Here is a 24,026-nt window from a genome sequence, read left to right as displayed (position 1 = left end):
AGTTGTTTGAGCACGGTAGATGGCGTTGTGGCGTCTACATTTTGATGTCAATGCGCATCGTCGTGGCGATCGTCATAGCGTGCTACTTGCTGTAATTCATGGCGAATTATGCGTTTCAAGGGCGATCGCCATCACGTTGTAGTGCATGGATTGAACGTGTCGATGGCAGCGATTGCAACGAACGAATTCTCTGCATGCGAAGGCGTTGCGATGCTGCAATTCCCCAAACGCGAGCCGATGCCATGCGCACTGTTCCCTTGCTGATAATCGTCTTGCTGTCGCAGTTCCTGATCGTTTCGACGGGAGCCGCGCAGTCCACGCTCACCCGCGACAACGGCGCGCCGGTGGGCGACAACCAGAACTCGCAGACCGCCGGTCCCAATGGCCCGACCCTGCTACAAGATGTGCAATTGATTCAAAAGTTGCAGCGCTTCGACCGCGAGCGTATCCCGGAACGCGTGGTGCATGCGCGCGGCACTGGGGCGCGTGGCATTTTCACCGCCACAGCCGATATCTCCGACCTGAGCAAGGCCAAGGTATTCGTGCCGGGCGAGATCACGCCGGTGTTCGTCCGCTTCTCCTCGGTCGTGCACGGGAACCATTCGCCGGAAACCATGCGCGACCCGCACGGTTTCGCGACCAAGTTCTACACCCGCGAGGGGAACTGGGACCTGGTCGGCAACAATTTTCCGACCTTCTTCATCCGCGATGCGATCAAGTTTCCCGACATGGTGCATGCATTCAAGCCGGATCCGCGCACCAATCTGGACGATGACGCGCGTCGCTTCGATTTCTTCTCGCACGTGCCCGAGGCCACGCGCACGCTGACCCTGCTGTACTCCAACGAAGGCACGCCGGCCGGTTATCGCTTCATGGATGGCAACAGCGTCCACGCCTACAAACTGGTCAACGCGCAAGGTCAGGTGCATTACGTCAAGTTTCATTGGAAGTCGTTGCAGGGCATTCGCAATCTCGATCCCAAGCAGGTCGTTGCGATGCAGGGCAAGGCCTACAGCCATTTGACCAATGATCTGGTCGGGGCGATCGCGCGTGGCGATTATCCAAAGTGGGATCTGTACATCCAGGTGCTCAAGCCGGAAGACCTGGCCAGCTTCGATTTCGATCCGTTGGATGCGACCAAGATCTGGCCCGGTATACCCGAGCGCAAGATCGGCCAGTTGGTCTTGAACAAGAACGTGGAGAATTTCTTCCAGGAAACCGAGCAGGTCGCGATGGCGCCGGCCAATCTGGTGCCCGGCATCGAGCCTTCCGAAGATCGGCTGCTGCAAGGACGACTGTTCTCCTATGCCGATACCCAGTTGTACCGGGTTGGCACCAATGGTCTGAGCCTGCCGGTGAACCGGCCGCGGGTGCCGGTGAACAACGGCAATCAGGACGGTGCGATGAACGCCGGCAGCACCGTCGGCGCGGTGAACTACGAACCGAGCCGGCTCGCTCCGCGTCCGCAAGATCCCAATGCCCGTTATAGCCAACTGCCGCTTTCCGGTACGACCCAACAGGCCAAGATCGCCCGCGAGCAGAACTTCAAACAGGCCGGCGACCTGTTCCGCAGCTATAGCAAGAAAGAGCAACAGGATCTGATCCAGAGCTTCGGCGAATCGCTGTCTGGAACCGACGATGCCAGTAAGCACATCATGCTGTCGTTCCTGTACAAGGCCGACCCGGACTATGGCACAGGGGTGACGCGTGTCGCCAAGGGCGATCTGGCGCGGGTCAAACAGTTGGCCGCGCAGTTGCAGGACTGAGCGTTCACCGCGCAGCGCGGCGGCACTTCCCCGCCGCACGCGTTGCGCATTTTCACCGAGACGGAGACCGAATATGCGCCGTTTTGCTGTTCTCTTGGTCAGCCTGGTCACTGTGGCGACCGCCACCGCCGCACCTCCTGCGCTTGTGCCGCCGGATCCGGCGAGGATCCAGGCGCAACTGCGCGATTATTTCTTCGACGCCGCACGCGAAGGCCGGCAGGACATGCTGGCCGAATTCATCCGTGCCCACTACGATCTCGATACTCGCGACGACAAGGGGTATACCGCGCTGATTCTGGCCGCCTACCACGGCCATCAGGCAGCGGTGGAACAGTTGCTGCGCGCTGGCGCCGACCCGTGCGCACAGGACAAGCGCGGTAACACCGCGCTGATGGGCGCGATCTTCAAAGGCGAACTGGCGATTGCCAAGCGCCTGATGCAAGCCGACTGCGCACCGGACCAGCGCAACAACGCAGGACAGACCGCGGCGATGTACGCAGCATTGTTCCAGCGCACCGAGGTGCTGAAGGAACTCGCTGCCAAGGGCGCCGACCTGCAGGCCAAGGACGCGCAGGGCAACGACGTGGCCAAACTGCGGCACGGCCAATTCGCGCCGTTACCTGCGCGTTGAGCGAACCGCGATTGGGCTGGTGCGCCGTCGGCTGGCGCATCGGCGGGCGCAGCCCATGCCGCGATGGGCAAGGGCGGCATGGCATCGGGCCCCTCGGATCGGCGAAAATACCGACGTGGCCGGTTTCCACTGGCCACGCGTCGTCGCTATCTGCGCTGTTACGCCTCCCGCTTGCGATGATGGGTTGGTGTGCAACGCGGTAGCGCGTTACCCATGCCGGCATCGTGCCGGCCTTTGCCACGGTTCGCCGTCGCCCACCCCGGATCTGTCTTGAACACCAACGCCCCTGCTTCCACCGACGAGCTGCCCTTATCCGAGCGCCTGCGCATCACCCTGGAATTGCTCGACGCCATCGAGGCCGACCGCACTGTCCTCGATGCCCTGCCCGAAGCCGAGCGCGTGCGCCTGCATCAGGCGGTGGCCAAGGTTTTCCATCCCGAACCCAAGACACGGCGCAAGTTGCTCAAGCAACAGGCGCGCGAACGCCATCAGGAGAAAGTGCGCAAGGCCGAGGCGTTGCTGGAGCAGACCGGTATCCGCGCGTTGCGCCGCAAACCGGTGTTCAGTACGCCTAACTATTTTCCCCCGCAGTCGCCCACTGCGCTGAGTTGCGTGCAGGCTGTTGCGCAAGAGCCTGCGCCGCAATCGCCCGAGTTGCGTCACTGCTATGTGTGCAAGCAGAAGTTCACCCAGCTGCATCATTTCTACGACCAGATGTGTCCGCCCTGCGCCGAGATGAATTACCTCAAGCGCACCGAAACGGCAGATCTGCGCGGACGCGTGGCGCTGTTGACCGGTGGACGGGTCAAGATCGGTTATCAGGCTGGATTGAAACTGCTGCGTGCCGGTGCCGAGTTGATCGTGACCACACGCTTCCCGCGCGATTCGGCTGCGCGCTATGCGCAAGAGCCGGATTTCGCCGATTGGGGGCATCGGCTGCAGGTGTTCGGCCTGGACCTGCGCCACACGCCCAGCGTTGAGGCGTTTTGTAGCCACTTGCTCGCCACCCGTGCGCGTCTGGATTTCATCATCAACAACGCGTGTCAGACCGTGCGTCGACCACCGCAGTTCTATGCGCACATGATGGCTGGCGAAACCGCCACGCTGCAAGAATTGCCCGAGCACGTGCGCCGGTTGGTCGGCAGTTACGAAGGGTTGCGCGGCCCGGAACTGCTGCCGGCGGTGTCGGCGACCACGCTGCAGACTAGTGCCGGGTATGGTCTCAGTGGTACAGATGGCTTGTTGCATGCAGCGGCGTTATCGCAGATGCCGCTGCTGGCCGACGATCTGCTCGGCCAACAGCATGTGTTTCCGGAAGGGCGGCTAGACCAGGATCTGCAGCAGGTGGATCTGCGCGGGCGCAATTCCTGGCGTCTGCTCTTGGCTGAGGTGTCGTCGGTGGAACTGTTGGAGACACAGTTGGTCAACGCGATTGCGCCGTTCGTCATCAATGCGCGGCTCAAGCCGCTGTTGCTGCGCACGCCCGAGCGCGACAAGCACATCGTCAACGTGTCGGCGATGGAAGGACAGTTCTATCGCAACTTCAAGACGACCCGGCATCCGCATACCAACATGGCCAAGGCCGCGTTGAACATGATGACCCGCACGTCGGCGGCGGACTACCACAACGATGGCATCCACATGAATAGCGTGGACACTGGCTGGGTCACCGATGAGGATCCGGCGGAGATCGCTGCGCGCAAGGTGCACGAGGAACGCTTCCATCCGCCGCTGGACATCGTCGATGGTGCGGCGCGCATCGTCGATCCCATCATCCACGGCTTCAACACCGGTGAGCACGTTTGGGGCCAGTTTCTCAAGGATTACGCGCCGACTGATTGGTAACGCGCCAGTTTGCCGATGACTTGAAGCGTTGCTTCCGCCTCGTGCAGGAAGCCGATGATCTATTATTCGGAAAAGCGCTTCTTTAGGAATTGGATTCCAAATCCGGATGCTGCTCGGGACTCGGGGACGTCTGTCTGGCAACGGATGCTTGCAGGTTGCCGATCCCGATTTGCAGCATGTTAAGACTCAGAGATCAAATGACGCTACTGCTTTTGATTTCCCATGCAGCCACACGGCGTGATTGCAGGACGTTGTGCATGAAATTTGATTATAAGCCATCTATATTGATGCCGCCGGCCTGCGATCGGCTTGGCATATTGTTCGAATCCTTGCCTTAGAGTAGACCGCAAAACTACTGCGCAGCCGCCAAGCGGGCGCGGACGGTGCTCGGAATCCTCATGTACCACGCGTACACTGCGGTTCCTGCGCGCTGTCCGCACCCTAGTGGCGGCTGCTCACGACGTTTTGTTAGCCACTCTTAGAGTTGGACATGATCCAAATCTACGTCACCACTAATGCCAGGAACATTTCCTTTGCTGGTGTACTGCCAGATCGACCAGGTTTTACCAGCATCACTCCACACCTTCGGGATTCTAGGTTGATCGACATCCCAGCTGGCAACCCATAATGGATATTGACTAAAATCGTGCTTGTCTCCAGCCACATGTTCGTCCCAGAAGCGTGCTGCGCAATAAATCAGTGGTTTTTTGCCTCCAAGTATTGCCTCGTTTTCGAGTAGCTGAAGCAATGCATAAAGGTTGTCGGCCATCAATTCCGGCGTTGCATTTTCATTACCGGTGAGCTCCACATCTATCGCGAAATGTTCGCAAGATGCGTCGAAATCATTTTTGCTAAGTGTTGAAACGATATTGTCCCGTTGCTCTTCGGGGGTGCTACTCAATCCACGGAAGTAATGATAAGTCCCGAGCCGCAAATTTGCAGACAATGCATTGCCACGATAAAGCCCATAGTTTGGATCCTGATATGTTCCACCTTCTGTGGCTTTCATAAAAACATAATTTACATCCGCATCTGCAACTTTTTCAAAATCTATATTTCCATTTTTATGCGAAATATCAATGCCTTTGCTGTACATGTCAAATCCTCTTGATTTTATAAGCGGTTGGGTGATAAGCATAGCCCAGGAAATTTGAATAGATGCCGACTAGGAAAATTTTTAAAATTCCAAGATAAACATCAAAATTAATTGGCGGAAAATCACTTTGAATTCACATTGCGATAACTTCGCTGGGGTGATCGAAGAGAATTTTTCCTCTATAACTTGCCAGTGAAGTGTTGAATCATCCATTTTTTCCTAGACATCGCATGATCATGGGGAGTGTTGAATTCGGAGCTGTCGCTGCGCAAGTTCGGTAAGTCGGGTGTCGTGCAGCGGTCTGAAGTCGGTCCAAGTGCCGAGGCTCTGCGTCTGAAGGCCGAGCTGCGCCGGGTCACCGAGGAGCGCGACACACTAAAAAAGCCGCCGGCTACTTTGCCAAGGGGGAGCGGGAAAGTAAGCTTTCATGTACGCACATTGTCAGGAGTTCGGGCGACTGAGGATGTGCCGGGTGCCACGGGTAAATTGGTCTGGCGACGACTCTTGGCTGCGCTCGCCGATGAGTGAGCGAACCAGGGAGGATGCGGCTGATTAAGCAGCAATGCTTGGCCAGCGGCAGTGCATACGGGCATTGCAAAGCGACCCAGGACTTGCGGGATCTGAACGAAAGCTACAGCCGCCTTGAGGACATCGTTTGGTGCGCGCGGAAGGCCTGCCTGCTCAGGCAGGCGACGGGGGCAAGCCACGTTTCCTGCGCAGAGCGACATGCGCGGTGGCGAGCAATCTACTCGAGCCGGTTTGAGGTGACCTGGCGGCGTAAGCCCAAGCTCGGTGCCTTGGTTCATTCGGACCAAGACTCGGTCTACACCCGCGATGACGAACAGAGCTTCCTGACGGCTCATAGTTCAAACGGCGACCTGTCGCCTTTAGAGTTCGAGCGGCGCTACGCACAACGACGGTTCTGAGTGCCTACAAAACCGCTGGACATTCAGATGGTGAAGCTCAGTTCTTCCAGCCATCGCCATCGCCATCGCCATCGCCCTGCGCTCGCTGAGTCCTTTCGTCTTCCGTAGCACGCGCCTGCTCGTGCCGGGCGGCGCTCCCATCGTTTTTCCCAGATGAAGATCTGGCAAGAGCAGCTACTGGGGATCGCATGATAACGTGGCAATAGCCGCGTATCCTGCGCGGATGGCGGTGGCGGTGAATGCCTCCTTTAAACATCCGCCGTGCCGACCGTTTCCGCCAGTATTTGGCCCACCTTCGATCACACAACACCCGCCATGCCCGACTATCGCTCCAAGACTTCCACCCACGGCCGCAACATGGCCGGCGCCCGCGCGCTGTGGCGCGCCACCGGCATGCAGGACGCCGACTTCCACAAGCCGATCATCGCCATCGCCAATTCCTTCACCCAGTTCGTGCCGGGCCACGTACACCTGAAGGATCTCGGCCAGTTGGTTGCGCGTGAGATCGAGCGCGTCGGCGGCGTGGCCAAGGAATTCGACACCATTGCCGTGGACGACGGCATCGCTATGGGCCACGACGGCATGCTGTATTCGCTGCCCAGCCGCGAGATCATCGCCGACTCGGTGGAGTACATGGTCAATGCGCATTGTGCCGACGCACTGGTGTGCATCTCCAACTGCGACAAGATCACGCCCGGCATGTTGATGGCCGCGCTACGCCTCAATATCCCCACCGTGTTCGTTTCCGGCGGGCCGATGGAAGCGGGCAAGACCAAACTCGCCGATCACAACCTGGACTTGATCGATGCGATGGTGATCGCCGCCGATCCCAATGCATCGGACGAAAAAGTCGCCGCCTTCGAACGCAGCGCCTGCCCCACCTGCGGCTCGTGCTCGGGGATGTTCACCGCCAACTCGATGAACTGCCTCACCGAAGCGCTCGGCCTGGCCCTGCCCGGCAATGGCACCGTGGTTGCCACCCATGCCGATCGCGAGCAGTTGTTCCTCAAGGCTGGACGCATCGCCGTCGAATTGTGTCACCGCTGGTACGGCGCCGAAGATCCGACCGCCTTGCCACGCGGCATCGCCACCTTCAAAGCCTTCGAAAATGCGATGACCCTGGATATCGCCATGGGCGGTTCCACCAACACCATCTTGCACCTGCTCGCCGCCGCGCAGGAAGCAGAGGTGCCATTCACCCTGTACGACATCGATCGTCTGTCGCGGCGCGTGCCGCAGCTGTGCAAGGTCGCGCCGAACACGCCGAAGTACCACATCGAGGACGTGCATCGCGCCGGCGGCATCGTCGCCATCCTCGGCGAACTGGCGCGCGGCGGCTTGCTGCACACCGATCAACCCACCGTGCACAGCCGCAGCCTGGCCGACGCCATCGCCCAATGGGATGTCACGCAAAACAACGACGACGCCGTGCACACGTTCTACAAGGCCGGTCCGGCAGGTATTCCCACCCAGGTCGCCTTCAGTCAGGCCACTCGCTGGCCGAGCCTGGACATCGACCGCACCGCCGGCTGTATCCGCGAGGTGGCACACGCCTACTCGCAGGAAGGCGGCCTGGCGGTGCTGTACGGCAATATCGCCCGCGACGGCTGCGTGGTGAAGACCGCTGGCGTGGATGAATCGATCCACGTGTTCGAAGGCAACGCCAAGGTCTTCGAGAGCCAGGACGCTGCGGTCAAGGGCATCCTCGCCGACGACGTGCAGGCCGGCGACGTGGTGGTGATCCGCTACGAAGGCCCCAAAGGCGGCCCGGGCATGCAGGAGATGCTCTATCCCACCTCTTATTTGAAGTCCAAGGGCCTGGGCAAACAATGCGCCTTGCTCACCGACGGCCGCTTCTCCGGCGGCACCTCCGGTCTATCCATTGGCCACGCCTCACCCGAAGCCGCGGCCGGCGGCGCTATCGGCCTGGTCCGCGACGGCGACAGGATCCTCATCGACATCCCCAAGCGTCGCATCGACCTGCTGGTCTCCGATGAGGTACTGGCTGCCCGCCGCGTCGATCAGGATGCCCGTGGCTGGAAACCGGCCGAATCGCGTCCGCGCAAGGTCAGCACCGCGCTGAAGGCGTATGCGCTCCTGGCCACCAGTGCGGACAAGGGTGCGGTGCGGGATCGGGCGATGCTGGAGGGGTGAAGCGGCGACGCCATCGGATCGGGAAAATGCATGCGACACGTTTTCTCGGTGCCGACATCCCAGCGGCCCGAGTCGCAGTCGGGCGTAGCGTGCTGGATGGATGATCTTGGTATTGCCTCGCAAGATTGAGTGTCGGCAGGACACGGTGTGTTTGGCGGCTGTCATACCGCACGCACCACGCCCGGACTTATCATGGCCGAGCGCGTCGTGGACATCGAGCACAGCGCTGTCCACGACCACACGCGATGCAGGAGCGCGATACGCTCTGCACAAGTGGACGAGCATCGCTTTCGATCCGCAACGAAAGTTCCGGTACCAAGCCGCGCAGGCCATCTTCGCCCACCTTCCACCGACATGGCGTTACTGTCTCCATCACGATCAACTTCGATCTGCATCTGCACCCATATGAACACCAAGGCCCCCAGCATCGCCTCTCCTCTACGGCCATTCGTGGCACGTGTCCTGGTCGTCATGGCGCTCGGCGGGCTCGCGTTGCTCGCCTGGCAACTGTCCGAATTGCTGCTGATCGTGTTCGGCGCCATCGTGGTCGGTGTGCTATTGCACGGCCTGGCATCTGTACTGTGCAAACGGCTGCCGGTCCCGGAGTGGGCGGCGCTAGCGCTGGTGATCTTGTCGTTGTTGCTGGCGCTGTCGGCGATCGTGCTGCTGTTCGGCTCCGAAGTCGCCGCGCAGATCGACGCCTTCCGCACCACCCTGCCGGCAGCCTGGAACAAGTTCCATGCCTGGTTGCAATCCGGCCCGCTGGGGCCGCAGATCGATCGTATCCCCGAACAATTACGCAATGGGGCGTCAACCGTCGCCGCGCATGCCGGCGCCATCGTGATGTCCGCTGGCGGCGGCGTCACCAACGCGGTGCTGATGACGGTTGGCGGCATCTATCTGGCAGCGCAACCGCGGCTGTATCGGCAAGGGTTGCTGCGGCTGCTGCCGCGCGACCAGCGCGGTGTTGCCGATGCGGCCCTGGGTGCCAGCGGCCAGGCCCTGCGCGCCTGGCTGGCGGGTCAATTGCTGGCGATGGCGGTGATCGGCACTTTGACCGGGGTGGGCTTGTGGCTGCTGCACGTGCCAGTGGCACTGGGGATTGGCTTGCTGACCGCATTGTTGGATTTCATTCCGATCGTCGGCCCAATCGCGGCCGCGGTCCCGGCGATCCTGCTGGGCTTCACCGTCAGTCCGCAGGTGGCGCTGGGCGCGTTACTGCTGTTCGTGGTGCTGCAGCAACTGGAGGGGCATCTGCTGCAACCGCTGATCCAGGCACGCGCGGTGGATCTTCCGCCGGCGCTGCTGCTGTTCTCGTTGTTCGGGATCGGCATGCTGCTCGGGCCGATGGGCGTGGTCCTGGCAGCGCCCCTCACCGTCGTGACCTTCGTGCTGATCAAGCGCCTGTACGTCCAGCATGCGCTGGGCGATGCCGAGGAAGCCGAGTCCGCCGCGACGACGGTGTAATGCGGGCGACGGATAGCTGGTTGCCCGTCGCGCGGCTGAACCCGCACGATGGCGCATCTCCACTGGCCTGCGAGACGGACACTGAACGCGTCATACATATCCCGCTTCACGTGCTTCCGCTTGTCATTCACCCAGCCCACACTGGTGGCTGTCCTTTTCCGCCCTTTATGACATCGTGAAGAAATCGCCTCAGGACCCAATGTCCACACCCACCGACCCTACTCCCGAGAACCCGCAACGCCGGCGCCTGCTCGGCGGCATGGCCTTGGCCGGCGGCGCGTTGGCGATCGGCCCGGCCCAGGCGCGCACCGACACCGCGCAGCACACGCCCAAGCGTGCGTTGTCGGCCACCGCGGTGGACCGGCAGTTGCAGGAGAAGATCCAGCATGTCGTGGTGATCTACGCCGAGAACCGCAGCTTCAATAACCTGTTCCCGGACTTTCCAGGACTGCAACACCCGCTGTCGCAGGTGACGCCAGCGCAGGCGCGGCAGGTCGACCGCGATGGCAATGTCCTCGATATCCTGCCGCCGATCTGGGGCGGGCTGGCGCCGAACGAACAGGTGGTGGAGCACCGCCGCTACAAGATCGGCGAGGACGCGATCGGGCCGTTGCCCAACGCGCCCTACCCACTGCGCACGGCCGACGGCAAGCCGTTGCCACACGGCGTGGTGACCCGCGATCTGGTCCACCGTTTCTACGAGAACCAGATGCAGATCAACGGCGGCCGTAACGACCGCTTCGCGGCCTGGAGCGATGCCGGCGGTTTGGTGATGGGCCACTATGGCGATGCGCCGGCGACCTTGCGGCTGTGGAGCTTGGCGCGCGAGTACACGCTGTGCGACAACTTTTTCATGGGTGCGTTCGGCGGTTCGTTCCTCAATCACCAATACCTGGTGGCCGCACAGGCGCCGTACTACCCGAACGCCGACAATAGCCCGGCGCGGCTGCAAATCAGCAAACTGGCTAGCGACCGGCCCGACGAAATCCATCTGGCGGAGCAGCAAGATTCGCCCGCTTCTGCCCTCAACGGCAAACCGCGCTTCGTGCGCAGTGGCGCGTTGACCCCGGACTTCTGGGCGATCAACACCATGAGTCCGCCGTTCCAGCCCAGCACCAGCCAGGATCCGACGCGCCGGGATTACGCCGCAGCGGACAGCCCCAACACCTTGCCGCCGCAGACCCATCGCCACATCGGCGACGCGCTCGACGCCAAGGGCGTGGAGTGGGCGTGGTACGCCGGCGGTTGGGGTCTGGCAGTGCAAGGCAAGGGCGACACCGGCGACACCAGCGAGTTCCCGACCAGCCCCAATTTCCAGATCCACCACCAGCCGTTCAACTACTTTGCCAATCTGGCTCCCGGCACGCCTGCGCGTGCGCAGCGCCTGCGCGACAGCGGGCTGGGCGACAGCGCTCCGGATAACCGCTTCCTCGCCGACGTGCAGGCTGGCACGCTACCAGCCGTCACCTTCTACAAGCCGCAGGGCAACCTCAACATGCACGCCGGCTATTCGGACGTGGCCGCGGGTGATCGCCACATCGCGATGGTGATCGACGCCCTGCGCAAAAGTCCGCTGTGGGAGAAGACCGCCGTCTTCATCACCTTCGATGAGAACGGCGGCTGGTGGGACCACGTGGCACCACCGAAAGCCGACCGCTGGGGTCCTGGCTCGCGCATCCCGGCACTGGTGGTCTCGCCGTACGCCAAGCGTGGTCATGTCGATCACACCGTGTACGACACCGGCTCGATTCTGCGTTTCATCACCCGCCGTTTCGGGCTGGAGAAGCTACCTGGTCTGGCCGAGCGGGAACGCACGATGCATGCTGCCAGTGGCGTGGTCCCGGGCGATCTGACCGCTGCGCTGGACCTCGGCTAAGCCAGCCGAGGCCAAGTTGCACGCAGCATGCACGCCGTTGCGAGCGTGCTGCATGCTCCGCATCGCATCGGCACCACCGCATTGCTCGCGCTATGCGGCAGTGGCGTGCTGGCAGCACACGCTCAACCGGCGCTGGCGCTCAGCATGCCGCGCTGACGACGGAACAGCAGCAACGAGCAGCTCAGGCCGATCAGCGCCGCCAACGACAGCCATAAGGCGGGCGCGGCCGGACTGTGGGTGGTGTGGATCAACCACGTGCACACCACCGGGGTGAAGCCGCCCATCGTCGCCGTGGCCAGACTGTAGGCCAACGAAAAGCCGGTGGTGCGCACCTCTGCCGGCATCACTTCGGTCAAGGCCACCACCATCGCGCCGTTGTAGGCGCCATACAGTAGCGATAGCCATTCGCCGACCAGCAGCAGCCGCGCGAACGAAGGAGCGTCGACCAGCCAATGCAGCGCCGGCCATACCGTCAGTAGCATGGTCACCGTGGCGAACACCAGCAACGGCTTGCGACCGATGCGATCGCTCAGCGCGCCCATCACCGGTAGCCACACAAAGTTCGACAGACCGATGCAGCCGGTGACCACCAGGCTGTCCAGCTCGCTCAAGTGCAGCTCCGAGCGACCATAGGTCGGCATGTAGGCGGTGATCAGATAGAACGACACGGTAGTCATCAGCACCAGCCCGACGCCAGCCAGCACCAACCCGGCATTGGCGCGCAGCGACTGGGCGATGCCAGCCAGGTCTGGCGCTTGGCGCGCGGCGAACTCCGGCGTTTCTTGCAGCGAACGGCGGATCAGGAAAATCAACGGCAAGATCAGGCTGCCGATGAAGAACGGGATGCGCCATCCCCAACTGTCCATCGCGCTCTCGGATAGCAGCGTATGCAGGGCGACGCCGAGTGCCGCGGCAAACACCACCGCGACCTGCTGGCTGGCCGATTGCCAGGCCACATAGAAACCGCGTCGGCCCGGCGTGGCGATCTCGGCCAGATACACCGACACGCCGCCCAGTTCCGCGCCAGCGGAAAAGCCCTGTAGCAGGCGACGACCGAGCAATACCAGCGCCGGTGCGAGTATGCCGATGCTGGCGTAACCCGGCACAAAGGCGATCAACAAAACGCCCACGGACATCAGGCTCAGGGTCAGACCTTTGCGGCGCCCATGCCGATCGATGTAACTGCCCAACACCAAGCCACCGATTGGGCGCATCAGGAAGCCGGCGCCGAACGTCGCCAGCGACAGCATCAGCGAGGAGAATGCGCTGTGCGCAGGGAAGAACGCATGACCGATGGCGGTGGCATAGAAGCCATAGACCATGAAGTCGTACATTTCGAGGAAATTGCCGGTGACCACGCGGAACACAGCGGCGGCGCCATGGGGTGGAGCATCCATGGCGGCAGGTGGCATATCGGAAGACATCATCGGTCGTGGTCTGTTGAAAATGAGAGGTGTTGCCGCGCAATGATACGCAAATGCAATGCTGCGGCCGCCCTTGCGCTTTCACAGTACAACACGCCACAGACACCTTTCGCTACGTGTAACAGGTCATGCTCGGTAGCGGAGGTGGCGTGCGTTAGACCCACAACAGTCCACCCATGCAGTGGTGCTCGGGCGTATGAATGCATTGCTATGAAACGGTCTAACACGACAGCACGCTTGCATAGTAGCGATGATGATGGGGTTTTTCCTCTCGCAGATGCCCAATGACAACTGCGTTGGAGTAGTAACGGTCAGATGATTTATCAACAGTAGGGAGTTGCCTTTATTAGCCGATGAGCGGGTTTGACCCTGGCGAAGCGGTGTGTCGTGGCTTGTGGACGGACCATCGATGCATACCAGCACCGCCGCCCGGGCGGCAGCGGTGCGAGTTGCAGATGCTCGGGTCTGGCGACAGGATCTGGGTAGGGATGTCGTAGATTGGCAGGAAAAGCGTTCGCCGCAGCGCCCACATTCACCGCATGGACCCGCCTGTCAAGCTGATATCGGCCGCGTGGATGAATGCCATCGCACCGACGGGGAGCGCCACCCTTGGCGTGGGCGAGGTGATCCCCATACCGTGCGGTGCCGGCAGTGGGCCGGTCATCACATTCGGATACGCGTATGACTCCGCAAGAGCAGCAGCTTCTCGAAGACTTCCTGGCGCGCTTGCGCAGCGCTGGCGGGGTGGTCAAAGACCCGCAGGCCGACGCGTTGATCCATGCGCGCCTGGCCGATCAGCCTGATGCGGCTTATTTGCTGGTGCAGCGGGCGTTGTTACTGGAACACGCGCTGGAGGCGGCCAAGGCGCAGATCGCGCAGTTGCAGCAAGCCGCTCCACCCCCGCCGCCGCCGACCAGTTTCCTGGGTCAGGGCTTCAATGCCGCGCCGCCGCCGATGCCGTCCGCGCCTGCCGCCGCGGCTGCGGCACCAGGGTGGCGTGAGCGCTGGTTCGGTGGTGGTGCGGCGGCGCCCGAACCGGCACCCGCACCTGCGGCGGCCCGTGGTCCGAGCTTCCTCAGCACGGCGGCCACCACCGCAGCGGGTGTGGCCGGTGGCATGTTCTTGTTCGAGGGTGTGGAAAGCCTGCTCGGTGGACACCACGGTGGTGGTCTCTTCGGTGGTGGTGGTGGTGGTGGTGGTGGGCAGCAGGATGTGGTGGTCGAGAATGTCACCAACAACTACTACGACGCACCGATGCAGAATGACCAGGACGTCGGCCAGGATTACCAGGACGATGCCGACATGGGCGGCGACGACTGGGTCTGAGAGGCCTGCTGATCGGGCATTGCAGGCTTTTCGGTTCACCTTGGCCGAGTACGACGCTTGGCCGTCGGTGCCGCGCGCGCGATGTCTAGGCCAGTGGCATTAGGCCGTCGCCACTGGCCTGTGGCTGTCAGTGGCAGTGGCGTTCTCGTTGCAGACTGCGCGCGTGCGGTTATTCCCCGGATCAGGGTGACGACGTTCTGTGGATCGCCCTAGAACACGGGTTGCCCTGCATTCCAAGATACATGCTGCTATCGCCGCACAATGCGGTGATTGTGATTGTCCGCATGCCTCTGCATGCGGGGTGATTGTGCGTAGTTGCGCACCAGGGTGCGGCAATATGCACAAGTGCCTGCGGGTGTGGACGCGCACAATGCCTGGGCGCCGCGCGTTGCACGATGACGTGCGGGCTTCCGCCATCTGACGAGTGCTCTATGCCCCAGTCCCGGTTTCCGCAACGCGTGGGCGTTGCGTTGTGCGTTGCGCTGTTGCTCGCCACTTGCCTGATGCCGTCGCTGCACGCGCAGGCGACACGCTATCGCCAGGCGCCACCGCTGCTGCTCGGTGCGGCTTGGTATCCGGAGCAGTGGCCGGAGCCGCAATGGGAGCGCGATCTGGCGCTGATGGAAGCCGCGCATATCCGGGTGGTGCGGATCGGCGAGTTCGCCTGGAGCCGGATGGAGCCGCGCGAAGGACAGTACGACTTTGTCTGGATGGACCGCGCGATCGCCGCCGCCGCGCGCCATCACATCATGGTGGTGCTGGGAACGCCGACCGCCGCGCCGCCGGCATGGCTGACCCAGGCCTATCCGGAGACCTTGCGGGTGAGCCAGGACGGTGTGCGCGACGAACACGGCAACCGTCAGCAGTTCTCCTTCGCCAGTGCGCGCTACCGTCGGTTCGCGCACGCCATCGCCGAGCAGATGGCGCAGCGCTATGGTCACACCCCAAATGTGGTCGGTTGGCAACTGGATAACGAATATGCGCAGGCCTCGTTCGATCCCGAGGCCAAGGCGCAGTTCCACGCGTGGCTGCAACGCAAATACGGCAGCATCGACGCATTGAACCAGCGCTGGGCGACTGCGTACTGGAGCCAGACCTACAACGATTTCGCGCAGATCCCGGTGCGCGAGAACGAGGAAAACCCGGCGTTGCTGCTGGAGTGGAAGCGCTTCGTCAGCGACACCTGGGCCGATTATTCGCGCAATCAGATCGAGGCGATTCGCCCGCATGCCGATCCGCGCCAGTTCATCACCACCAATACCATGGGCTGGTTCGCCGGTTTCGATGCCTACACCGTGCATGCTCCGCTGGATATCGCCGCCTGGGACGATTACGTCGCCGGCGAGCGCTACGACTGGGTGGACAACGCCGCGCGCCACGATCTCGCCCGTGGCTACAAGCGGCGCAATTACTGGGTGATGGAAACCCAGCCGGGTTTCGTCAACTGGCGCGCGACCAACGTGGCGCTGCACAAGGGGGAAGTGCGGGCGATGGCCTGGCAGGCGGTGGCGCATGGCGCCGATGCGGTGTCGTACTGGCAGTGGCGCGCCGCGCCCAACGGGCAGGAGGAATACCACGGCACGCTGGTGGGTGCCGATGGCGAGCCGGTGCCGGTGTATGCCGAGATCCAGCAGATCGGTGCGGAGTTCGCCAAGGCCGGTGCCGCGCTGGCGGGGACCACGCCGCAGGCGCAGGTGGCCTTGATCAACGACTTCGACAGCCGTTGGGCGATCGGTTTCCAGAAGCATGCGGCCGATTTCGATCCGGTCGCGCAGATGAAGGTGTTTTATCGCCCGCTGCGCCAGCAGGCGCAGGTGGTTGACGTGGTCTCGGCGCTGGCGCCGCTGGATGGCTACAAGCTGGTGGTCGCGCCTTCACTCAACGTGCTCAGCGAGGTGCAGGTGCAGCGTCTCAAAGCGTATGTCGAACACGGTGGGCACTTGGTGCTGGGGCCGCGTAGCGCGATGAAGAACAGCGACAACGGCCTGTATCCGCAGCGTCAGCCCGGCCCGCTGGCGGCGTTGCTCGGTGGCCGTGTGCAGCAGTTCTATGCGTTGGACACACCGATTCCGGTTGTTGGCGACGGCGTCGACGGCAGCGCCAGGATCTGGGCGGAACAGTTGCAGGCGACCGGATCCGACACCGAGGCACCGATGCACTATGGCACGGCCAATGGTTGGCTGGACGGCACCCCGGCGCTGTTGACCCGGCGTGTCGGCAAGGGCCGTATCACCTATGTCGGGGCTTGGTTCGACGAGGCCACGCAGGATCGCCTCACCGCTGCGTGGTTGCGCCAGGCGCAGGTGCGTGCGCCGCTGGCGGATGTGCCAGCGGAAGTGGAAGTGGGCGAGCGTAGCGCAGGTGCGCGCCGTATCGTGGTGTTGATCAACCACGGCGCGGTTGCGCAGACGGTGCGCTTGCCAGCGCCGATGCGCTCGTTGTTGCATGCGGACACCATCAGCGAGGTGGTGCATCTGGGCCCCGACGACGTGGCGGTAATGGAGCAGCGCCGCTAAGCATGCGCCAAGTTCGTGGGCTCGTCCGCAGCGTTGCGGGATGGGGAGCCCTCGGGCACACCGGTGATGGCGACTTCGGTCTGGCAAATCGTGCGTGCGCTGGGCGTGGGTGTCGCAGCGATGATGCAGCCCCCGAGCCCTGCGGCGCTGCATACCGCGCGCCGGCGAACGAGGGCGCATTCACCCGCGCGGGCAATCCTGCTGCGCTGTGTCTATGTCATCCACAGGCTTAGACTCAACTTCTCAAGTGCAACACCGCGCAATCACGTAAGGCGTGTATGCCATCAAAACTCCGTCGTCTGCGGGATTTTGTGCGGCGACACTGACATCGGCAACGCGGCGGCCCGTGACACGATTGGCCGCCGCGCGTATTAACGGTTGTTGTCTGTCACTTTACGGGTTGAAGTAGAGTTTCGTGGCGGTAATGGCAATAACTACACGATTAGTATCCGGCACTGTGTAATTTTTACTGTACATGTTTTGTATGCGTTGACCGCCATTTGCGCATTCGGTTGAACTCAAGGCATATGCGCTGAATTTACTGCCGATTAATACTCCTGGTCCAGGGGTTTCGCCGGGGCTTGTCAATGGAAAGCACATCCATCCGTTAGGATTATTTTCGTTTTGTATCCAAATTCCTTTCACGTTGGAGTTATAACTTCTTATGCGAAGCTGCGCGGCTTGTTGTGCATCAGCCCATGTGGATGCGCCTGTCGCCACCAGTGCGAACACGATTAACAGCGCGGATTTGCGGAAATTACGAATGGACGAATGTATTTTCATGATGATTGCACTCAATTTGACGGGGGATGCGGCCTGCTTGTCAATTGTTGTGGGCACTGCACTAATGGCAAGTGCTGATGATGCTTGTCAAATTATTTGCCATTGCGTCTACCGCAAAGGAAATTTTTAGAGAAAAATTGAATTTTGCATCACAAAAAAATTGTGTTGCACTTTGTGCAACGGTTTCCATGTGCAGTCGTATTGTCCCGGCCTGCCAAGATGCGCACCAGGGGGCACGACGCAATGCATCTTAGAATCAACTTCCAACTGCAACGCCATGCAATCACGTAGGGTGTGTGCATGGGGAAACAATATCGCCATATGAGTTTCGAAGAGCGCGCGTTGCTGCATATCGAACTCGGTAACGGTGCGAGCATCCGCTCCATTGCGCGCGGACTCGGACGAAGCGCGTCCACTCTTACGTGTTGCGCTTGCAAGTCGAGACCGCCATGCCCTGTGCCGCGACTTTAGCGACGCGTCGCCAGCACCCCGTCCAGCGCCAGTTGCGCGGTGAACCCGGCTTTCTCCAGGCGTTTGGCGACCTCCCGCGGCACGTCGCGGCCACTGGTGAGCCTATTCGGACTGCCGGTGTAGTGGAACAAGCGGCCGCCGCGACGCAGCACCCGCGCGAGCTGATCGTAGAATGTCTGCGCGTAGAGTTCGCCGGCGATGCCGAAACGCGGTGGGTCGTGCAGGATTGCGTCCATCGCCGCATCGGCGATCCCGGCGATGCCCTCGACGATATCGGCGTGGGTCAGTTGCAGGCGACCGTCGCTCGCGGCAGGGTCCGGCGACCATGGATTGAGCGTGCGCAGCCACAGCACGTCGGCGTTCTTTTCGAACGAGTGCATCCGCGCCACATCCGCCTCCAGCGCGCAGGCAGCGAAGTAGCCCAGCCCGCCGCAGGTGTCTAACACCTGTTTGCCGCGTGGTTCGATCAGTGCGACTTTGCGCCGCGCATCTTCGAACGGCGACAACTGCGCGCTGGGTAGCATCTTGATACCGTCTATCTCGAAGGTGGGCGCACCCCATTCGGTCGGCACCAGCTTGATCAGCGCGTCGCCAAAACGCGAGACTGCCGCGAAGTCTTCGCCGTCCCAATAGTAAAGCGTGCGCTCTTTGAGCTTGGGCGGGTAGGGATAGTTCTGCCTGCGCCACTGCCAGTGGTCGTCGGCGAGCTGCGCTTGTTGTTCGCTGCGCTGCAGATCCAGCGATCCGGACCAGAGCGCGTCACCGGCATCGCGGGCGGCGAGCAGCGCCGCAGCGAGTGGTCTGGTCAGCAGGGGGCCGCAGTAGTGGGTCACGTCGGATCTGCCGACGCGGACGGCGCGGCATGCTGTTCGGAAGCGGGAGTGCATCGTAACCGATGCCTCTGCGTCGGGGCATCGCCATGGTCGCTGCGATCGGCTACGCCACCGTGCGCAGTGCCGCTTGCGCGCGATCTGGACTCCAACCGAGCGCGCGGTGCCAGGGCCGGCTTCACCGTCATGGTCCATTCAAGTGGAGATTGCAGGTGGCCGCTATGGCGGATCCCGTTCCGACTGCGCCTCCGCAGCGTGGTGGCTGGCCGCGGCGGCAGACGCGTGGGAAAAAAGGGATACTGCAGCTCCTCCATCTGCAGGGCGTCGCGGTGTCGCGGCGGTCGATATCGTCGATGATTAAAGGTGTGTTGCTTGGTTTCGCCTGTTATGCGGCTTATTCGATCAGCGATGCGTTCGTGAAAGGCCTGGAGGGTACGCTGCCGGCCTATGAAGTGGTGTTCTTCGGTGCGCTGCTGATGCTCACGGCGCTGCCGTTCCTGAAGAAGCCGGGCGACCGCTGGCGCGAGGTGGTGGTGGCCCAGCGGCCGAGTATCTGGCTGCTGCGCGCGTTCACTGGCGCGGCCGGCAATCTCTCGGCGGTGACCGCGTTCACCTTGTTGCCGATGGCCGAGGCGTTCGCGCTGATTTTCCTGATGCCGATCTTCGTCACTGTACTGTCGGTGTTGCTGCTCAAGGAGGAGGTGCATTGGCGGCGCTGGCTGGCGGTGATCGTGGGTTTCATCGGCGTGCTGATCGTGTTGCGCCCAGGGTTCCGACACTTGAGCGAGGGGCATGTCGCGGCCATCGTCTGCGGACTGGTGGGTGCGGTGTCGGTCATCAGCTTGCGCATGGCCGGGCCGGGCGAGAAGCGGTTGACCCTCTACGGCGCCAGCGTGTTTGGTCCGTTGCTGATGGGTGGGTTGTTGATGTTGCCGCACTTCGTCTGGCCGAGGCTGACGCAATGGGGATTACTGATTGGCTACGGCTTGTTGGCCGGCCTGGCGGCGATCTTCATGATGCGTGCTTCGCACGCGGCGCCGGTCAGCGCGGTCGCGCCGACCCAGTACAGCCAGATGCTGTGGGCCATCGGCTTCGGCTACTGGGTGTTTCACGATCGCCTGGATTGGCCGATGGCGGTGGGGATCGCGTTGATCCTGGGCGCCGGGTTGTTCACGCTCGTGCGCGAGGAAAAAGTCACCCAATGGTGGCGGCGGACCAAGATCGTGTAACTGAATCCTGTCAGCGTTTCAGGCACAACGACGCGCAGTCCGGCCAGACCGGCATCGATCAGGAAATCGCCATACGCCCGCGTGTGCAACGCAGCGATGCCATCGCCGCCGGGAGCGCTTGCAGGCCCGCTAAGGTGCGCTAATGCTGGCGCGCGCTGTCACCATCTTTTATGTTGGTAGGCCATTCCCCCGCGATGGCCTGTGCCCATGACCGATCCATCCGCTCTACCCGACCACCTGCAGCGCAGCCTGTCCAACCGTCACTTGCAGTTGATCGCGATCGGCGGCGCGATCGGCACCGGCCTGTTCATGGGCTCGGGCAAGACCATCAGTTTGGCCGGGCCGTCGATCCTGTTCGTGTACCTGATCATCGGGGTGATGCTGTTCTTCGTGATGCGCGCCATGGGCGAGTTGTTGCTGTCGAACCTGGAATACAAGTCATTCATCGATTTTTCTACCGACCTGCTCGGGCCGTGGGCCGGGTTTTTCTGCGGCTGGACCTACTGGTTCTGCTGGATCATCACCGCCATCGCCGACGTGATTGCGATCGCCGCCTACGCGCAGTTCTGGTTCCCGACGCTGGCGCCTTGGATTCCGGCGGTGCTGTGCGTGCTGGTACTGTTGAGCTTGAATCTGGTGACGGTGAAGCTGTTCGGCGAAATGGAATTCTGGTTCGCACTGATCAAGATCGTCGCCATCTGCGCGCTGATCCTCACCGGTGCTGGTCTGGTCGCCTGGGGCTTCCACGCGCCGTCCGGGCACGTGGCCTCGTTGGCGAACCTGTGGAACGATGGTGGCCTCTTCCCGAAGGGTCTGAACGGCTTTTTCGCTGGTTTCCAGATCGCGGTGTTTGCCTTCGTCGGCATCGAACTGGTCGGCACCACCGCCGCCGAGACAGCCGATCCGCACCGCAACCTGCCCAAGGCGATCAATTCGATCCCGGTGCGGATTTTGGTGTTTTACGTATTGGCGCTGGTGGCGATCATGGCGGTGACGCCGTGGCGCGAGGTGGTGCCGGGCAAGAGCCCGTTCGTGGAATTGTTCGTGCTCGCCGGCGTGCCCGCCGCCGCCAGTCTGATCAATTTCGTGGTGCTGACCTCGGCCACTTCCTCGGCCAATAGTGGCATTTTTTCCACCAGCCGCATGCTTTATGGTCTGGCCGAGGAGCGGCATGCCCCGCGCGGTTTTGCCCGGCTCTCGCAGGCGGCGGTACCGGCACGCGGGTTGCTGTTCTCGTGTGCTTGCTTGCTCGGCGGCACGTCGCTCGTGTATCTGATCCCGAACCTGGTCACCGCCTTCACCCTGGTCACCACGTTGGCGGCGGTGTTGTTCATGTTCGTCTGGTCGCTGATCCTGTGTGCGTACATCGCCTACCGACGCAAGCGTCCGCACCTGCATGCCGCGTCTGCGTTCAAGATGCCGGGCGGCGTGGCGATGTGCTATGTCTGCCTGGCGTTCTTCGCCTTCGTCGTGGCGTTGCTGACCTTGCAGACCGACACCCGCCAGGCACTGCTGGCCAGCCCGGTGTGGTTCCTGATTCTCGGCGTGGGCTATGCGCTCAAGTGTCGCAACGACGGTGCTTGAGCCGATGCGCGCGCAGCCGTCGTTGACGCTGCGCACCCGGCAGCGGATGCTCGCGCTCATGCCGTCTGCGAGCCGCGCCCGATGATGACGATCCACCGCATTGGCGGAACTGCCGACGCGTCAGTGTGCTGGGTGGATCTGTGCCAGCCCAGCGCCGAGGAGTTGGCCGAAGTCGATCGTAAGGTCGGCTTTGCCGTGCCCACGCGTGCGGCGATCGGCGAGATCGAGTTCAGTAGCCGGGTGCGCATCGAGGGCGATGTGATGTTCCTCAACGTGCCGCGCTTCCAGGATGACGATGGCCCGACTGCGCCGCTGGGGTTTGCCGTGTCGCCGCGGGTGCTGGTGATCCAGCGCGAGCAGCCGATGGAGTCGTTTGATGCGGTGGCCGCGCAGTTGCAGCGTAGCCCGTGCCGCAGCAGCGATGACCTGCTGCTGCGCCTGCTCGATCAACTCGTCGGACGTTTGGCCGACCGGCTGGAAGCGCTGGAGGTGCAAATCACCGAGACCACACGCTTGGCATTCGACAAGCCGCATGCGCGGCACAAGTCGCGCCATCTGGAGCGGATGCTGCGCGATGTCGGCGACATGGGCCAGCGCCTTGGCGGGATGCACAACGCGGGTCATGGGTTGCTGCGCTTGACCACGTATCTGGACGATGCCGCGCCGGAGTGGTTCGGCGCGGATGCGGCCAAACGCATCGGCTTGCTGCGCAAGGATCTGGTCACCTTGAGCGAATTCGAGCAGCAATTGAACGACCGCATCGAATTCCTGCTCGACAGCGTGCTGGGCATGATCAACGTGGACCAGAACAATGTGATGAAGGTGATGGCGGTGGCGTCGGTGGTGGGGATTCCGCCGACGGTGCTGGTGGGTATTTGGGGCATGAATTTCGCGCACATGCCCGAACTGAAATGGCACAACGCTTACTACTGGGCATTGGGTGTGATCGTCCTGAGCATGCTGTTGCCGCTGGCATGGTTCCGTCGTCGCGGTTGGATCTGAGCGCGCCGCGGCGCGCGGTCGCAGGTCCGGCACCCTGGCGCGATGCGAGCGGCGTTCCCCGGCGCGACGCTCTGCTCGCAATGATGTCCTGGTCGACCTTCGGGCATGCCTTGCACGATGGTCGTACTTGCTCGATTCGACAGCGAATACGATTGCGATACGACCACCACGCGCGTTAGCGTGAATGCACCCGAATCGGTTATTCATGCCGATTGTTGGTTCGACTTGCTTATTTTTCTGGCGCGAACGCCGCTGGCCTGGACGGCGACATGTCTGTTTCTCCCAGCCAATCCGCAACGATCCGTGCGTAGGCGCCGCTGGCCTTGCTCAGGTGCAGCCACTGATCGACGTAGGCTTTCCAGGCGACGTCGTCGCGCGGCAGCAGGAACGCCTTTTCGCCATACTGCAGTGGCTGTTGCGGATTCACCGCGCATAGCCCAGGCGTGCGTCGCTGCTGGAAGCGCGCTTCCGAGGCGTCGGTGATCATCACGTCGGCGTGGCCTTCGCGCAGTTCATTGAAAATCGCCGGGTTGTCGTCGGACAAGATCAATTGCGCGTGCGGCAATACGCGGTGCGCGAAGGCTTCGTTGGTGCCGCCGCGCGGTTCGATCACGCGGACCTCGGGGTGGTCGATCTGAGCGACGGTGCGGTAACGATCACGGTCGATGCAACGCAGCAGCGGGATCTTGCCGTCGACCTCGAGCACGGCGCTGAACCCGGCCTGGCGTTGCCGCGGCAACGACACCGAAATGCCACCGACCGCGATATCGCAGCGGTCCGCAAGCAGATCCGGCAGTAACATCGGCCAGCGCGTGGGCACCCACTGCACCGGGACGTCCAGACTGGCCGCCAACGACTGCGCCAGGGCGATGTCGATGCCTTCGTAGCCGCCGTCCGCACGCAGCAAACTGTACGGGGCATAGTCGCCGGTGGTGCACACGCGTAGCGCGCCATTGTGCACGATGGTGTCCAGATGCGACGGGGCGGCGTGTAGCGGCAGCGCGAGGACGGTGGCGAGCAGGCCGGCGGCGAGGCCTCGGGTCATGCGGTTCTCCTCGATGGCATGCGGATGTCTGTGTACGCTGACGATTCGATGGCTG

The 24,026-nt window shown here is 62.3% G+C and carries 18 protein-coding genes, 1 other RNA gene and 1 pseudogene; 15 read left to right on the top strand and 5 right to left on the bottom strand.

Annotated elements, in window-relative coordinates; translation table 11 throughout:
• The first annotated feature begins 242 nt into the window (after window positions 1–242).
• From katB to XaFJ1_RS14620, 4 genes are all read left to right on the top strand, one after another.
• On the top strand, window positions 243–1,766 hold the full coding sequence (gene katB / locus XaFJ1_RS14635; RefSeq protein ID WP_012917461.1) for a catalase KatB: 1,524 nt from the start codon (window positions 243–245) through the stop codon (window positions 1,764–1,766).
• Between the two features lie 73 nt (window positions 1,767–1,839).
• Complete coding sequence (locus XaFJ1_RS14630) at window positions 1,840–2,397, top strand: ankyrin repeat domain-containing protein (RefSeq protein ID WP_012917460.1); 558 nt, start codon at window positions 1,840–1,842, stop codon at window positions 2,395–2,397.
• A gap of 270 nt (window positions 2,398–2,667) precedes the next feature.
• Window positions 2,668–4,242, top strand: a complete 1,575-nt coding sequence (locus XaFJ1_RS14625) for an SDR family NAD(P)-dependent oxidoreductase (RefSeq protein WP_012917459.1) — start codon at window positions 2,668–2,670, stop codon at window positions 4,240–4,242.
• Between the two features lie 398 nt (window positions 4,243–4,640).
• A non-coding RNA gene (locus XaFJ1_RS14620) (sX9 sRNA) lies at window positions 4,641–4,716 on the top strand.
• 4 nt (window positions 4,717–4,720) lie between these two features.
• Here XaFJ1_RS14620 and XaFJ1_RS14615 read toward each other — a convergent pair.
• Window positions 4,721–5,338, bottom strand: coding sequence for a glycoside hydrolase family 25 protein (locus XaFJ1_RS14615; RefSeq protein WP_080928228.1), 618 nt, complete (start codon window positions 5,336–5,338; stop codon window positions 4,721–4,723).
• Between the two features lie 542 nt (window positions 5,339–5,880).
• On the opposite strand from XaFJ1_RS14615, the gene XaFJ1_RS14610 reads away from it, so the two are divergent.
• The 5 genes from XaFJ1_RS14610 to XaFJ1_RS16410 all read left to right on the top strand — a co-directional run bounded on the left by XaFJ1_RS14610 (window position 5,881) and on the right by XaFJ1_RS16410 (window position 11,917).
• A complete protein-coding gene (locus XaFJ1_RS14610; RefSeq protein ID WP_049887197.1) occupies window positions 5,881–6,264 on the top strand; it encodes a hypothetical protein in 384 nt (127 codons plus the stop codon).
• A gap of 315 nt (window positions 6,265–6,579) precedes the next feature.
• On the top strand, window positions 6,580–8,418 hold the full coding sequence (ilvD, locus tag XaFJ1_RS14605) for a dihydroxy-acid dehydratase (protein ID WP_012917455.1): 1,839 nt from the start codon (window positions 6,580–6,582) through the stop codon (window positions 8,416–8,418).
• A gap of 471 nt (window positions 8,419–8,889) precedes the next feature.
• Window positions 8,890–9,885 (top strand): AI-2E family transporter, encoded by a 996-nt coding sequence (locus XaFJ1_RS14600; protein ID WP_045757053.1) that lies wholly within the window; start codon window positions 8,890–8,892, stop codon window positions 9,883–9,885.
• A gap of 199 nt (window positions 9,886–10,084) precedes the next feature.
• Window positions 10,085–11,761 carry an acid phosphatase gene (gene acpA / locus XaFJ1_RS14595; RefSeq protein ID WP_012917453.1) on the top strand — a complete coding sequence of 559 codons (1,677 nt, stop codon included), beginning with the start codon at window positions 10,085–10,087 and terminating at the stop codon, window positions 11,759–11,761.
• A 27-nt stretch (window positions 11,762–11,788) separates the two neighbouring features.
• Window positions 11,789–11,917, top strand: a complete 129-nt coding sequence (locus tag XaFJ1_RS16410; protein ID WP_268988930.1) for a hypothetical protein — start codon at window positions 11,789–11,791, stop codon at window positions 11,915–11,917.
• Here the strand turns inward: XaFJ1_RS16410 and tcuC are convergent.
• Window positions 11,884–13,188, bottom strand: coding sequence for an MFS transporter (gene tcuC, locus XaFJ1_RS14590; protein WP_155393700.1), 1,305 nt, complete (start codon window positions 13,186–13,188; stop codon window positions 11,884–11,886). The two genes, XaFJ1_RS16410 and tcuC, sit on opposite strands and share 34 nt — an antisense overlap.
• A gap of 678 nt (window positions 13,189–13,866) precedes the next feature.
• Here tcuC and XaFJ1_RS14585 point away from each other — a divergent pair.
• Together XaFJ1_RS14585 and XaFJ1_RS14580 are read left to right on the top strand one after the other, a co-directional pair.
• A complete protein-coding gene (locus tag XaFJ1_RS14585; RefSeq protein ID WP_012917451.1) occupies window positions 13,867–14,511 on the top strand; it encodes a DUF2076 family protein in 645 nt (214 codons plus the stop codon).
• 431 nt (window positions 14,512–14,942) lie between these two features.
• A complete protein-coding gene (locus XaFJ1_RS14580; RefSeq protein ID WP_045757052.1) occupies window positions 14,943–17,027 on the top strand; it encodes a beta-galactosidase in 2,085 nt (694 codons plus the stop codon).
• Window positions 17,028–17,420: 393 nt separating this feature from the next.
• Here the strand turns inward: XaFJ1_RS14580 and XaFJ1_RS14575 are convergent, their stop codons facing one another.
• The gene (locus XaFJ1_RS14575; RefSeq protein ID WP_012917448.1) at window positions 17,421–17,867 is read right to left on the bottom strand and encodes a hypothetical protein; all 447 of its coding nucleotides are present in this window, start codon (window positions 17,865–17,867) and stop codon (window positions 17,421–17,423) included.
• Window positions 17,868–18,110: 243 nt separating this feature from the next.
• Here XaFJ1_RS14575 and XaFJ1_RS16600 point away from each other — a divergent pair.
• Window positions 18,111–18,233, top strand: a pseudogene (locus XaFJ1_RS16600) (helix-turn-helix domain-containing protein); the annotation flags it as partial.
• Window positions 18,234–18,277: 44 nt separating this feature from the next.
• Here the strand turns inward: XaFJ1_RS16600 and XaFJ1_RS14565 are convergent.
• The gene (locus tag XaFJ1_RS14565) at window positions 18,278–19,168 is read right to left on the bottom strand and encodes a class I SAM-dependent methyltransferase (RefSeq protein WP_012917447.1); all 891 of its coding nucleotides are present in this window, start codon (window positions 19,166–19,168) and stop codon (window positions 18,278–18,280) included.
• A gap of 296 nt (window positions 19,169–19,464) precedes the next feature.
• Between XaFJ1_RS14565 and XaFJ1_RS14560 the strand changes: the two genes are divergently transcribed.
• From XaFJ1_RS14560 to XaFJ1_RS14550, 3 genes are all read left to right on the top strand, one after another.
• On the top strand, window positions 19,465–20,340 hold the full coding sequence (locus XaFJ1_RS14560) for a DMT family transporter (RefSeq protein ID WP_012917446.1): 876 nt from the start codon (window positions 19,465–19,467) through the stop codon (window positions 20,338–20,340).
• Between the two features lie 207 nt (window positions 20,341–20,547).
• Window positions 20,548–21,924: a D-serine/D-alanine/glycine transporter gene (cycA, locus tag XaFJ1_RS14555; RefSeq protein ID WP_012917445.1), complete on the top strand. Its 1,377-nt coding sequence runs from the start codon at window positions 20,548–20,550 to the stop codon at window positions 21,922–21,924.
• An 81-nt stretch (window positions 21,925–22,005) separates the two neighbouring features.
• Window positions 22,006–22,926, top strand: coding sequence for a CorA family divalent cation transporter (locus XaFJ1_RS14550; protein WP_045757050.1), 921 nt, complete (start codon window positions 22,006–22,008; stop codon window positions 22,924–22,926).
• A gap of 229 nt (window positions 22,927–23,155) precedes the next feature.
• Here XaFJ1_RS14550 and XaFJ1_RS14545 read toward each other — a convergent pair whose 3' ends face one another.
• Window positions 23,156–23,971, bottom strand: coding sequence for a transporter substrate-binding domain-containing protein (locus XaFJ1_RS14545; RefSeq protein ID WP_012917443.1), 816 nt, complete (start codon window positions 23,969–23,971; stop codon window positions 23,156–23,158).
• Window positions 23,972–24,026: the final 55 nt, after the last annotated feature.

Source organism: Xanthomonas albilineans (genome assembly GCF_009931595.1).
GTDB classification, from domain to species: Bacteria; Pseudomonadota; Gammaproteobacteria; order Xanthomonadales; family Xanthomonadaceae; genus Xanthomonas_A; species Xanthomonas_A albilineans.
Note: the sequence above shows the minus strand (reverse complement) of the source record. Positions and strands in the feature narration are given on the sequence as shown.

What these genes read in the sequence shown, in the direction of transcription:
- katB (WP_012917461.1), top strand. Translation starts at nt 243, where the DNA reads ATGCGCACTGTTCCCTTGCTGATAATCGTCTTGCTGTCGCAGTTCCTG.
- XaFJ1_RS14630 (WP_012917460.1), top strand. Translation starts at nt 1,840, where the DNA reads ATGCGCCGTTTTGCTGTTCTCTTGGTCAGCCTGGTCACTGTGGCGACC.
- XaFJ1_RS14615 (WP_080928228.1), bottom strand. Translation starts at nt 5,338, where the DNA reads ATGTACAGCAAAGGCATTGATATTTCGCATAAAAATGGAAATATAGAT.
- XaFJ1_RS14610 (WP_049887197.1), top strand. Translation starts at nt 5,881, where the DNA reads ATGCGGCTGATTAAGCAGCAATGCTTGGCCAGCGGCAGTGCATACGGG.
- ilvD (WP_012917455.1), top strand. Translation starts at nt 6,580, where the DNA reads ATGCCCGACTATCGCTCCAAGACTTCCACCCACGGCCGCAACATGGCC.
- XaFJ1_RS14600 (WP_045757053.1), top strand. Translation starts at nt 8,890, where the DNA reads ATGGCGCTCGGCGGGCTCGCGTTGCTCGCCTGGCAACTGTCCGAATTG.
- acpA (WP_012917453.1), top strand. Translation starts at nt 10,085, where the DNA reads ATGTCCACACCCACCGACCCTACTCCCGAGAACCCGCAACGCCGGCGC.
- XaFJ1_RS16410 (WP_268988930.1), top strand. Translation starts at nt 11,789, where the DNA reads ATGCACGCCGTTGCGAGCGTGCTGCATGCTCCGCATCGCATCGGCACC.
- tcuC (WP_155393700.1), bottom strand. Translation starts at nt 13,188, where the DNA reads ATGATGTCTTCCGATATGCCACCTGCCGCCATGGATGCTCCACCCCAT.
- XaFJ1_RS14585 (WP_012917451.1), top strand. Translation starts at nt 13,867, where the DNA reads ATGACTCCGCAAGAGCAGCAGCTTCTCGAAGACTTCCTGGCGCGCTTG.
- XaFJ1_RS14580 (WP_045757052.1), top strand. Translation starts at nt 14,943, where the DNA reads ATGCCCCAGTCCCGGTTTCCGCAACGCGTGGGCGTTGCGTTGTGCGTT.
- XaFJ1_RS14565 (WP_012917447.1), bottom strand. Translation starts at nt 19,168, where the DNA reads ATGCACTCCCGCTTCCGAACAGCATGCCGCGCCGTCCGCGTCGGCAGA.
- XaFJ1_RS14560 (WP_012917446.1), top strand. Translation starts at nt 19,465, where the DNA reads ATGATTAAAGGTGTGTTGCTTGGTTTCGCCTGTTATGCGGCTTATTCG.
- cycA (WP_012917445.1), top strand. Translation starts at nt 20,548, where the DNA reads ATGACCGATCCATCCGCTCTACCCGACCACCTGCAGCGCAGCCTGTCC.
- XaFJ1_RS14550 (WP_045757050.1), top strand. Translation starts at nt 22,006, where the DNA reads ATGATGACGATCCACCGCATTGGCGGAACTGCCGACGCGTCAGTGTGC.
- XaFJ1_RS14545 (WP_012917443.1), bottom strand. Translation starts at nt 23,971, where the DNA reads ATGACCCGAGGCCTCGCCGCCGGCCTGCTCGCCACCGTCCTCGCGCTG.